The sequence below is a fragment of the Lysinibacillus sphaericus genome (assembly GCF_001629735.1).
Classification (GTDB): Bacteria; Bacillota; Bacilli; order Bacillales_A; family Planococcaceae; genus Lysinibacillus; species Lysinibacillus pinottii.
Genome location: NZ_CP015224.1, coordinates 4,454,849 through 4,467,759, shown reverse-complemented (window position 1 = coordinate 4,467,759; position 12,911 = coordinate 4,454,849). Strand labels below are relative to the sequence as shown.

Genomic DNA, 12,911 nt, shown 5'->3' with positions numbered 1-12,911 from the left:
ATATAAATGACCTATTACTATACTTCCATATTCAAAATAACATTCATTTTGCCTTTATTATTTTTTCTAGGCGGCTGTTTAGGTACGAAGGAAATACAAAGTGAAGTTTATATTACCGCTCTTGGTATAGATTATTCTAATGATATGTATCATTTATATTTTCAAGCTTTCGGATTTACCAATGTTGCGGGCTCAGATCCTGGTATTGCATCTGAGCCTGCCCCTATTGTTGTTGGACACGGAAAAGGTGAAACCATTCAGGGAGCAATCGATGATATAGAAAAAAATTCTGTTAACCCTTTGTATTATGGACATATACAAACTTTCTTTATTTCCAAAAATATAATGGATGGTCATTTGGATGAATTTTTTGATTTTTTTAGTAGGGATTATTATCTACGTTATAATACTTTAGCTTATGGCTATGAAGAAGATGATATTAAAGAGATAATGAATGTACATGGTCTCTTTTACAAACCGCCAATATTAACATTTCCTTATGATCCAAATGAACAATTATTCTTTAATTCATTTATTTCAACCAGTACTGTACAAGACATGATTAAAAGATATTATGAACCAGTTGGATCCATTATGGTTCCTACAATAAAAATTAGTGAAGATTATTGGATGGAGGATAATAAATCTAAAAATATTTTAAAAATAAGTGGTGCTTATTTTCTTTCACGTCAAAAATTCAATGGTTGGATAAAGGAAGAAGAGCTTTCAGGGCTAGATTGGTTTAATAAGGATTTTAATAACATGAAATTATTTATAAAGGATAAGGCTGTTTCGATGTTTATAGATAATATAGATTATCATATAGAAATTGTGGATGATACAATTCCTAAATATATTATAAATTTGCAAATAAAAGCCTCAATCAGAGAAAATCCAAAAAATATTGGCAATGAAACAATTGAAAAAGAGATAAAAAATATAATATTAACACAGTTTCAAAGTACCTTTACCAAAGGATTGGAAATAAAATCTGATATCTTCAATTTTTCGGAAAAAGCATATCGTTTTAAGCCCCAATCATGGAATGTAGATAACTTAAATGTCATTACAGAAAATTCAATTCAAAATTTTAATATTAAGGTACTGATAAGGGATGAGGGAGCTAAAAAATAGCCCACCGATTGGTGCCCCCATTTGTATCATGCATACCTGATTATTTATATCCAATCCTCTTACTTTAATTTTCGCGCATGGTTATACAAGATAGTCCGGTTCCCTTGCATAATAATTCTGTAGCAAAGGTACGGCGTAATCGAGGATGTAATCTCATAGACAGTCCAGCATCTTTTCCCATTTGATTGACTTTAATTTGTATCCACCGAATCCCTATTCGCTTACCTTTTGCATCTATAAAAAGTGCCTTACCGTCATTCATTGGGAAGCAACTTTCAAGGAGAACAGCACACTTGCCTAAAAAATGCACTTCACGAATGATTGTAAATCGGAAGATTGGATTTGCAATATTCCTTAAACTACCTCTAGCGTTTTCTTCTAATAGTTTGATCCCTAAAAAGGAGGTATTTAAATGTTATAAATCAATAAATTAGATAAAAGTTTAGTAATTAGCTTGTCATTACTCGGTTTTATTAGTTGTCTTTTTGTCCATTCCAGTAGTACGGTATTTGAGCAGTATACAAGCTCATTTATTGTTAAGCAGTTATTCTATTACCTAATAGGTTTTTTAGTGATGTATGGTGTAGCGACGCTTGATATCGAGCAGCTAAAAAAAGTCTCCTGGCCATTTTATTGGGTAATGGAAAGGCTTGCAACAGCTGCACCATTGTTGCCTTTAATAACACCTTCTCTCAATAAACGTGTGCAACAACAATCATTATTGTCATATGCAAATATCTTAATACAGGAACAAAAGTATCCCCATCTACTTTTTAAGAATTATGCTGTACAGCTTTACGTGGACAAGAACTTACGGACACTTTGGACATGAATGTCCAGACAGCTAAGATTCTCATTATTTCTTTTAAGTTCATAAAAAAAATTTAACATGGTAGTCTGGACTTTCTTGTCTTTTATTCACAAAATCTGTACATTCTTGTCTTCTGAAATTGGGCAAGAATGTCAGACTTATTAAAAAGGATTGCATTTTTAACGGCTTCGAATGTCTAGAGAGAGCTATTACTGAAAGAAATCCATATCGTTTAAAAAGTGAAACTACCCAGATTTATGTACATCTAAGAAGAAGAAAGGCATTTTAACAGAAGTACTTTTAGTATTAAAAAAAGAATAACAACATAATAAATGTTACTGTGTTCAATTAAGCACCCTTAAGTTGAATAAGGAGTGTTTTTTTCATCAAGTTCCTCTTCGAGTTCATTCTCTAGGCGTTTCAGCCACTCTTGTTAAGCACTCTCTAAATTGAACCTTTGACTCCATTTTATTGAATAAAACTAAAGAACTGACCTCTTTAAAAATGGTAATCCTTTGTATTTTACGCTATTTTCTTTAATTCAATAACGATATCTTCTAATGGAAATTCTGCTTTTCCCTTACATGACTTCTCTGGAAGTGTACTTTCCCTTTCAACTCCCTTCTGAATAAAGCTAAAGGATGGTTAATAAAATCATATCTTTTCATTAAAATATTATTTATTTCTTATTTAATAGACATATTACCAATCACCTTCCAACATTGATTCATAGAATATTTGTGAATGAACCGTTTTCTAAATTAATAAGTAACAAATGCATATAACATAAGGGATTACTAACATTTCGGAATGGAGGTGACTAAAATATGGACTCACAAAAATTGATTTGTGACAGTTGTTGTGAAAATAATCGAGCTCTTTGGCACCGTATTAAAGCTATTGATATAGGTTCTATTCAACTTCCTCCAGTTGTTATACCAGAAGGAACTATTATTCCTACAATAAATAGATATTTCTATATTGTTACAGAAGATATTGACTTAACAAATGGGGCAAACATTCCAGCAAATTTATTTACTGACGATAACGGCAGTCCAGTAACAGAATTCAAACTTTTTAGCCCTAATGGATATGTCAATCTTTATATCAATGCTGTAATGCAAGAGGGCGTTGCGTATAAAGTAATCCCAAATTCATTAATCATTAACCCCTTTAATGGAACAATTTTTGCTGGAACTCCCATCATTATAGAATCATTAGGATTCCAACAAATGTAATATAAAATCTTCTAAACTTTTATATAATCTTGAAAGGAGGTGAAAATATGGCACTTTCCATTATTAATATCCATGTAAACGTTGATGGTACTTCTACAAGATTTTTTGATGTGTTAGCAGCAAATTTAACAGTTGCTGACGGTACTACTGTCCCTGCAACTGCCTTTCTAGATGATAGCGGAAATGCAGCTACTGCTTTCCCAGTGGTATCAAATGGTTACTATAATTTTTATATAAATGGTGTACTACAGCAAGGCAATTCGTATACTGTTTCTGCAACAGAGTTAACTTTTAACGGTGTTACTGGCACAATTACGGCAGGAACACCATTGGTTGTAGAAGCTGTAGAATTGGTTACACAAACTTAATGATTAATATTTAATTATGAAATCATAAGTTTTAAAATTTTATGCTTCTTTATTATTGGAAATATTGGTTAAAAACAAAAAAGCTCTCAACCTAGAGAGTTTTTTTGTCTATCATCCTATTTATTCTATACAATACTTTAATTTTGAATTATATTTTTTACTGATTGAAATGCTAATGAATGCAGGTCATTTAACACCTGCAAATTAGTAGTCTATCTCATGAAATTAATTCAGGTTAAATAAAAGCCTGCTACCAATATTATTATCAAGTGATTCAATTTAAATGGATATATACTTGTTTTTATTATAGCCATTATACCTATCAGGAATAAACAATAAATATGAATAAACTACCCCATAAAAAAACACGAGCAGGGAAGCTTGTATAAATTAACGATATCAACATCAACCTTGATTTAATAACAAAACTAAAGAGCATGTTTTGAAAAAAGATTGATCAAAACATACTCTTACTTAACGTGATAGATTATAAAAATTTTAAGTGAAATGCTTCACATTGTTTTTCATGGATATATACATTAAACTTTTATAGCCTCTGCGTAATTGTAATTCATTTCCTCAAAAAGATAGAAACGAGGATAATATGCTCTTTCAGTTTTTTTACTGTTTAAAATTGTGTCCAACCTATAGCCCAACTATCACGACCTGAATCAACTTTAAAATATTGTTTAGTATGATTAGCTTTTATAATCATATCAAGATTTGAAGATAGCCCCCCAAGTGTTCCAGTTGAGCTTAATTTCCATTGGTATCCGCCATGACCGTATCCACTGGAAACATAGAAATTTGTATATCCTACATCTGTTGTCCATACACCAGGATTATGATTTACATATTTTTTTTCAATATCATAAACTTGTAAAGCATGAACACCATCAGTTTGTAAAATCATTCTAGTTTGAAAAGTTGATGTTGTTATTCCTAAAATCACCATATCAACTTTTGCCCATGGCGTTGTAACCTTCCAGGTTGTAGCATATGGGATAAATGGAGTAAACGTATCTTGTTCAGTAATTAAATTTAATTGCATATTAATTTTTTGTCCGTTATCAAGTTCCACTGCAATATTTTTATCAGGATTATTCTGTCCAGCGTTTATTAGTCTCAAATAATTTTGTGGTTCTAAAGCTTGAACGAAAAGTTTTTGATCTTCTTTGCTTAATTCTAAAAATTGGTCGAGAACTTCTTTAGCACTTTCATCATTTTCACTTTTTTTACTTAGATACTCAATATAATTATGTACTGATGAAATTTCTTCCATACCACCATGTTCTTGTGCATGGGCATTTCTATCAGGTGTTAAGAACATTAAAGTAGATAAAACAAAAATAAAACTTATAATTTTTTTCATTTAAATAATACTCCTCTTAAGTTGCATATTTATATAACTATTTACTAAAAAATTCAAATGTATAGTTTGTTTAAATTCCCCATAAAATCAATCTAGTTTTTCTTCCGTCACAACATTATCTTTACTACTTTCAGGATTTTGGGGTTTTGATTCTAGACCTAACCACAAAAACAAGTTTATTGCTATTACTATAATCATAATTATTATGATTACTTTGATCCATTTAATTGGTAACACCTTCTTTTCATTTTTATCTTGTCTTAGATTAAATTAAGGAATCTCCAAATATCAACCGGACAGACTTGCTTCTTCTCAAAGATGATTTTCTACTTAGCCTTTAATTTAAAATCCTAGCATCCAATCGAGTATTTTTAAAATAATTTCCATCAGTGTATCCCCCATTCATATACAATTTATAACACGTATAAAATTATAAACAAAAACTTTTTAGTTTAATTATAATAAGCATATAAGCTTATATTTTATTACACATGACAATACAGCTGTAAAATTCATAACATTTAGAAAATACACAAGGTTATTTATTAGTAAATAAGACTTGATTCTTAGACTTTGAAAGATATTTCTGGATATTATGAGAAAAAAGAACCCTAAATAGTATTACTTTTTAAGTGTCTACTACTCAGGGTTTGGTGAAACATATATCAAAACAGAGATATTTTTGTCCTATTCTTAAATTGATTTAAAATCAGAAACTAAATCTTGAAGTTGTTGTGACATCTCTGCTAAAGAACGGGAAGCAACTGTCATCTCTACCATTGAAGCATACTGTTCTTCAGCAGCAGCTACAACATGCTGCGTATAGCTTGTAGACTGGTTGGTAACCTCTTTAGTTTTGTGTATTTCGTTTACTAGAACTTCTGTATTTGCACTAATCTCTTGAATTTCAAAAGAAACAGATGACAATTTATCATTAATCAAGTTCACATCAGCCGCAATTGTTTCAAATGTTTTCCCTGCATTTTCAACATAGTTCATACCGGTTTCTACTACTATTTTTCCCTCAACCACAGTTTGTACAGTATTTTGTGTATTAATTTGAATTTCACTAATTAAAGTTGCAATATTATTGGCAGCATTTCCAGATTCCTCTGCTAATTTTCTTACTTCGTCAGCTACTACAGCAAAGCCCTTTCCCTGCTCACCAGCACGTGCTGCTTCAATCGCAGCATTTAAAGCTAGCAAATTTGTTTGCGCTGCTATGCTAGTAATGACGTTTATTATTTCACCGATTTCTTGAGATTTACTTTCAAGTAATCTCATTGCCTCTGTCGTCATCATGCTCTGTTCTTTGATTTGGTTCATTTGTTCAACTGTCTGTGTAATAACTTCATTCCCATTAAGTGAAACTTTAGACGTTTCAATGGATAGGTCATTTAATCCTTTAATATTTCTAGTTATTTCAGTGATGCTAGATGATATTTGTGCTACTGAGTTATTTGCTTCTTTCATTCCAAACATTTGTTTATCTTGTCCAGTAGAAATTTGCTGTATAGACTCTGTGATTTCTTCTGAGGCTGTACTCATTTGTTCGCTACTTGCAGTAAGTTGTTGGGATGTAGCAGCAACTTGTTCCGCAGAGCTTGAAACCGACTGAATAATATCTCTTAAACTTGCAGTCATTGTATTTATACCTGTAGCCAAATCCCCTAACTCATCTTTATTGTTAACTTTAATAAATTTAAATGACAAATCTTGTTTAGCAATCTTCTGTACAATTTCAGTGATTAGTTGAACAGGAATTGCTAAATGTCTAGAAAATAAAAATATAACTATAAATCCGATCACTATACTCATGCAAAGCGTTATCATGATTGTTTGTTTGATTAAGTTAATTCCATGATTATATGATTTCATATAACTACTAGCACTTACCACCCATCCCCAGTTCGGATCTAAAGCACTGTAGGCTATTTTTTCCTCTTCTGTGTCAGGTTGATTTGGTAATACTCTAGAATAGTAAGTAAAATCCCCCCCTTTTTCTGCTGATTTAATCATATCTTGAATCATATAAATACCATTACTATCAACGCTTTCCCAGGCATTTTCTCCTTCTGAAAAAGGGTGTGCTATTCTTAGTCCATCTAATCCGTAGACTGCAAAGTAGCCGTCCTCTCCTAAATCAACGTTAGTAGTTATTACACGGGAACCATCACTTTGTAAATCACCAATTAAATCTTGTTTTACTTTTTCTTGGGCTTCTTCTAATGATATTTCACCGGTTTGAACGGCATAATTCATTGAATCAATTAATTGGAGTGCCATTTCCACATTATTTTTCAGCATTTTTTCTCCCAAATCATTCAAGTGCTCTTTAGCAGAATAATAACTGCTAACACCTATAATCAAGCTCGGTATTAATAATAAGCTCAATGAAATAATAATTAACTTCGTACGTATCTTCATTCACACTCACCTTCCATTTTATGTAAAAATCAATATTACTCATTTAATATCGACTAATTCTTAACAAAATTTAATGTTAAATAGTTCCAAAGTAATAAGTTTTATATTTTTTAACTAAAACAAATATAATACTATAATTTTCTGATTCATCTCAAACAGCTAAGTTGAGCACCTACCTAACTTCTATAACATTACAAACTGCTACAATTCCTAAGTAATAGGCTTGCTTTTTTCAATATGGATTTAGCAAATAGCTATACTGTTAATGATATGGGAAATTTATTTCGTAGTTGAGAAAATACAATCAGGTAAACAGAATATTTTTTCGGAGAATTTATTATATTAAAAAATTAAAATAATTTTTATTTTTTTGAGAAAATGTTTTTTTATTGTCTTACGTTTCAAATTGAAGTGACTATCTAGTAAAGTAATAGCTTCTGGGGATTGCTCAATCAAGAAAGTCTATCCAAAATGAATGTATATGGACTCTTTTATAAACTACCTATACTAACCTTTCCTTATGATCCAAATGAACAATTAATCTTTAATTCATTCATCTCAACCAGTACTGTACAAGTTATGATTAAAAATTATGAACTGAACCAGTTGGATCAATTATGGTTAAATTATTTCACATGCAATTGGTTAGACAAACGTATTCACTTGTTTCAGAGATGTTGGAAAAAGCTTTAGATAAGTTACCCAGTAACATCGAATCATAGCTGGTATTATAAAATGAGGCAATCTAAACTGTTATGACAACTCAGTGATGATGAATTTTTTCGAGATTTTTTAAAATGGAAATTCCTATAATTAAATGAGTTCAAAAGTGTTGAACATTTTAAATTGTAACTTGAAAACTATATAATGTATTACAACACGAAACAAATTAAGGTAAAATTAAAACTGAGTCCGGCACAGTACCGAACTCAGTTATGTCTATTATATTCTTGTTCAAGTGTCTGAAGTTTCTATTCCTATACGTATCCCCTTTCAATAAATAATGTAAAAAAACATCAGTATGTTACATTTACTTAAGAGGGGATTTTTGTATACCAAAAAAAATTATCCTGTTAAATAATGCTGCAAAGACAATTTTATTTGTTCAATTAAAAGCTAAAACTCTAAATGCAAAATCAAAGTACCCCTTTTTACCGTCCTTTGTAATTATAGCTACTTTATAAGTTCCTATAGGCATATTAGGACAATAATTAGTCACTTCTTCCGTAATGCTTTTTCCAGGTACTAAAGTACCACCCGCAAATTTTGTACCGTTTGGGCGGGTAATCTGCCAGTCAAAAGAATTAGTTCCATTATTTTTAACATTAAACCGATACCCTGCTTCATCTCCACTTTTTCCAATGTAGAAATCAGTTTTAAATTCTCCGCCATTAGTACTTCCATTTAAATATTGTGCCACTAAGTTAAATGGAGCTATAATTGAATTTTCTGTATTTTCATCGATATTGTCTAGTTCTGTTGCATTAACGGTCACTAAACTAGTTCCGACTATTACTAAAGTTAATGCTGATGTAGCCATCATTTTTGAAAATCTTATAAGTATCCCACCTCAAATGAATTAGTTTTTTTCATTACATTTATTATTAAAAGCACTAAATGTTAAATTAATTCTGAAAACATAAATATTTCCTCTATGTCCTAAGTGATTTTGATTACTACTAACACCCAAGCATCCAATCAAGTATAATTTTAATTAATTCCATAGTAAAACCTCCTTTGTTACGTATTTACTAGTATGGAAAAAGAATATCATTAAAAAACATTAGAAATTTTAAAATAAGCGTATAAGATTAGGTATTAATTATTCATTAATATAATTGCAGATTTAAGATTAGAGGTGTGAAAATTGGAGCAAATACATTTTGGTAAAACATTTAAGAAAATAAGGTTAGCAAAACTCTATGACCAAACAAAGGTTTCAGGTAAAATCCTTCATCAAACTAGCTTTTCAAAGTTTGAATTAGGAAAAATAGATATAACAGTAAGTAAATTTGTTGAATTATTAAATAGTATTGAAATGAAATTTGAAGAGTTCCTTTATGTACATAATAACTATAATTATTCTTTAAGAGATGAGATAATAAACAAATTTAATAATTTAAAATTTTTGGACGGTGATTTATTAGTAGAATTAATTTCAGATGCCCAGAGTTATTTACATGATAAAGAAGATAATTTGGTAAGAGACATTTTATATTCATGCCAAGGATTATATATTCTTAAAACAGAAAGAGATTTTAAAAAAGCTGGTTTTTATGCAAATAAAGTTTGGAAAAGGCTACAAAAATCCAATATATGGTACTTATCTGACTTACGTTTAATTAATAGTATTCTCTTCTTATTTCCTCTAGACACTGCAAGACATATAGTACAATTTGCTGATAGTCAGCTAGACAAATACAAAAAATACACTGATTATAAAAAATACATTTTGCCCTTTAAATATAACCTAGTGCATTTATTTTTAAGGGAAGGTTATTATGAAGATGCTTTTAAGTATAATGAGGAATTAATTGAAGAATTTTTAGAACAAAAAACTTATGTTCAAATTGCACTTTGCTACCTAAGAAAAGGAATAATTCAAGAAAAACTATTGATGAAGAATAATATTGATTATATACAAAAAGCCGAAAGCATAGTTACACTCTTTAACGATAATAGCTTGAAAAATCAACTAGAAATTGAAAAAGGTTATTTGACTCAATTGTTGCATCTCTAAGGTGAATAGAATTTCTACTTACACAAGTAAACGCTAAAACTTAATCTATATATATTTACATTATCACATTTTTTGGTACAACTTAAACTTCAAATGCGGGAACCTTAAATTTCAATATAACCCATGCATGTAATTAATACGATGTATGCTTATTAATCTAACATTCCTCTGTTGAAGTTTTAATAGCAAATGCCATTATTTTGGACAGATAAAAAAACTTGCTATTTGAGCAACACCGATAACTTCCGTATTCCTTGAAATTTCACTTTTTTTTTGATGGCGCTTAGCTCCATTAGAAGCTAAGAAGCACACACGTCCTTGATGGAGTAAGTTTTCTATTGTTTAATTCTTTAGCGCAATTTATTTGAACTTATTGCTATTTCAGAGGTATTTCAAACACCATGTGTATTGATGACATCCATGCAATAATTAACAGACCATTATAACACACCAATTGTTCTATATTTTGAGGAGTTTATTTATACTTCAAGTCTTGTGATGTTCCTGTCCGTTTTCTTCTGTATTGCTGCTATGACATTAATTACAATTTAGATAATCTTGGGTGTTCTATTATGGGATTGCAAAGAAACTGAACCAACCCTAGCATTTTTTCCCTCTGAGAATGGCTGGACTATTCTTGGGACATCTATTCCGTTAATTCAGAATATTCCTCACCTAAATCGCGTAGTAGTTATTGCAACGAATCCATCACTTTGTAAATCTCTGATTAAATGTTATTTACTTATTTAGGTTTATCATAGTGATACTCCGGTTTGAACGGCATTAAAATCATTAATTAGAGTGCCATTTCCACTTTGTTTTTAGCACTTTCTCTTCCATATTATCCATAGTTCTCTTTGGCAGAATAATACTGCTTAGACACATTATTAAGTGGCCATCATAATATGCTTAATGAAATAATAATTACTCTAAGCATAACCCTAATAGCTATATTGTGTTTGATAATAACGTGAAAAAATTTCGTAGTTATAGAATACACATAGGTAAAATTGCAGATTTTTTGTTGACTATAAAATTATTGAGGAGTTATTATATTAAAACAATGTTCGGTATTTTTATGCTATTTTGTTTTTTCACAAAATAATTTTGCACAGTCACGTCTTTTGGATTTAGCAATTGAATCTGTTTGGGAGATTGATAACTGCAGTAAAAGTCTAAGCCGGGAGCTAATTTTTGCTTTATAAGTACTAGTACAGAGATAATTATAGGAGTGACTTAACGTGACAACTTCAAATAGACTAATTAAGATATATCAGCACTTAGTAGAACACGAAGATTGGATTACAGCTCAAGAATTAGCTGTGTTGTTGAATTGCTCAGTCAAAACAGTCCGAAAAGATATTGTAGAGCTTACTTCTTTCCTTCCAGAGAATTGGCTAATTGAGACTCAACGAGGAAAAGGCGTTTTTTTACATCGCCCTCCTAATCAAACAAGTTTAGCTTTCGAACATCTAATTAATGAAACGGACAAACTGCATAATTTGATAACATTTCTTATTCGAAATGAATCAGGCTGCTCGCTCTCTGAAGTTAGTCAAGCGCTATACTATAGTGCAAGTACAATTAGTAAAGTGTTGGAATTATTGAGGAAAGATTTGAAGAAGTATTATTTAAAAATAGACATGAGGCCGATAAGAATCAATGGCGAGGAGTTTCATTTACGCCAGTTCTATTTTGACTTCTATTTAAGAAAACATTGCTTTCATCTGGTATCAGAACAATTTTCAGAATCAATATATTCATTTATAAGTGAAATTGAAAAGGAAGGCGGTTTTACTTTTTCAGATCATGGTTACGCACAACTGCCGATTCTTTTATCCATTTGGCAGAGCCGCATGATTAAAAAAGAATATATAACAGAGTTCATATACCCTACAGTTCTTGTTGAATCAGGCAATTCAATTGATTGGCTTCTAACTCTTATTAAAAACTATCTTGAATCCATTCATGTAATGTTTATCCCTAGTGAGCTTCATTATGGGGCAGCACTGATACTTGGTGCAGCAAGAGTTGAAAAGGAAAAAGATGATGATTGCTTGAGTATGAATCAGATAATTGGAAAACCTCATTTGGATTCTATAATGAAAGTGATAAATTATGTAGAAGAGCAAACTCAATTACCTTTTTCTAAAGACCCTATATTAGTGCAACAATGTCACGAATATTTCGAACATGCGAAAATAAGATTGATAACTAAAGTGTATAGCTATGCAAATCCTCATAAATCAATTATTAAAAATAAACAAGCTTTTCTTTACAATTGTATTCAAGAAGCAATTGTACGTAACTGTAATTATGCAGAATCGTTTAGGGATGATGACTTTGCAGATATTACAATGTACTTTATGGCCAGCAAAAAAGGCCAAGAAATGCAACAAAAAGAAAAAACAATTTTATTGTACATGAATGACCTTGGTGTTATGAGATATATGAAGTTGAAACTCTTAGACAATATCAACGGACACATTAGATTAATGACGACTAATCAAGTACATGAAATGGTTAGTCTTGCTCTTCATGGAGATTTGGATGCAATTATAACAACAAATCATCATATTTATGGATTAGTAACGAACGATATACCTGTCCTTCAAGTGAGTCCTTTGTTAAGCGACAGTGAGGTTAAAATGATTAAAAATAATCTAAAACTATAGGCATCTATAAAAACATTATAAAACACACTAACAATAGTAGCACAGTGCTACTATTGTTAGTGTGTTTTTTCGCTCTCTCGTTAAGCAAGCTTATTCTTTTATCCAAACTAAATGCACCTTAGCCATTTAGTTTTAGTCTGAGAACA

9 protein-coding genes and 1 pseudogene are annotated in these 12,911 nt (G+C 30.6%); 7 read left to right on the top strand and 3 right to left on the bottom strand.

The window, feature by feature from the left end:
• Nucleotides 1–6 precede the first annotated feature (6 nt).
• The 4 genes from A2J09_RS21760 to A2J09_RS21745 all read left to right on the top strand — a co-directional run bounded on the left by A2J09_RS21760 (nt 7) and on the right by A2J09_RS21745 (nt 3,551).
• Nucleotides 7–1,134, top strand: coding sequence for a Ger(x)C family spore germination protein (locus A2J09_RS21760; protein WP_036160781.1), 1,128 nt, complete (start codon nt 7–9; stop codon nt 1,132–1,134).
• A 454-nt stretch (nt 1,135–1,588) separates the two neighbouring features.
• Complete coding sequence (locus A2J09_RS23570; protein ID WP_206701083.1) at nt 1,589–1,966, top strand: FtsW/RodA/SpoVE family cell cycle protein; 378 nt, start codon at nt 1,589–1,591, stop codon at nt 1,964–1,966.
• An 806-nt stretch (nt 1,967–2,772) separates the two neighbouring features.
• Nucleotides 2,773–3,183 (top strand): DUF4183 domain-containing protein, encoded by a 411-nt coding sequence (locus A2J09_RS21750; RefSeq protein WP_012292834.1) that lies wholly within the window; start codon nt 2,773–2,775, stop codon nt 3,181–3,183.
• Between the two features lie 47 nt (nt 3,184–3,230).
• A complete protein-coding gene (locus A2J09_RS21745; RefSeq protein ID WP_036160776.1) occupies nt 3,231–3,551 on the top strand; it encodes a DUF4183 domain-containing protein in 321 nt (106 codons plus the stop codon).
• Between the two features lie 628 nt (nt 3,552–4,179).
• Here A2J09_RS21745 and A2J09_RS21740 read toward each other — a convergent pair.
• Both A2J09_RS21740 and A2J09_RS21735 read right to left on the bottom strand, forming a co-directional pair.
• Nucleotides 4,180–4,923 carry a hypothetical protein gene (locus A2J09_RS21740; protein WP_012292832.1) on the bottom strand — a complete coding sequence of 248 codons (744 nt, stop codon included), beginning with the start codon at nt 4,921–4,923 and terminating at the stop codon, nt 4,180–4,182.
• Nucleotides 4,924–5,616: 693 nt separating this feature from the next.
• On the bottom strand, nt 5,617–7,350 hold the full coding sequence (locus A2J09_RS21735) for a methyl-accepting chemotaxis protein (RefSeq protein WP_012292831.1): 1,734 nt from the start codon (nt 7,348–7,350) through the stop codon (nt 5,617–5,619).
• 647 nt (nt 7,351–7,997) lie between these two features.
• Here A2J09_RS21735 and A2J09_RS24350 point away from each other — a divergent pair.
• A pseudogene (locus A2J09_RS24350) lies at nt 7,998–8,316 on the top strand (IS3 family transposase); the annotation flags it as partial.
• A 139-nt stretch (nt 8,317–8,455) separates the two neighbouring features.
• Here A2J09_RS24350 and A2J09_RS21730 read toward each other — a convergent pair.
• On the bottom strand, nt 8,456–8,893 hold the full coding sequence (locus A2J09_RS21730) for a hypothetical protein (RefSeq protein WP_012292829.1): 438 nt from the start codon (nt 8,891–8,893) through the stop codon (nt 8,456–8,458).
• Nucleotides 8,894–9,217: 324 nt separating this feature from the next.
• Between A2J09_RS21730 and A2J09_RS21725 the strand changes: the two genes are divergently transcribed.
• Nucleotides 9,218–10,090, top strand: a complete 873-nt coding sequence (locus A2J09_RS21725; protein WP_012292828.1) for an Rgg family transcriptional regulator — start codon at nt 9,218–9,220, stop codon at nt 10,088–10,090.
• 1,241 nt (nt 10,091–11,331) lie between these two features.
• Nucleotides 11,332–12,765, top strand: coding sequence for a BglG family transcription antiterminator (locus A2J09_RS21720; RefSeq protein WP_012292827.1), 1,434 nt, complete (start codon nt 11,332–11,334; stop codon nt 12,763–12,765).
• Nucleotides 12,766–12,911 lie beyond the last annotated feature (146 nt).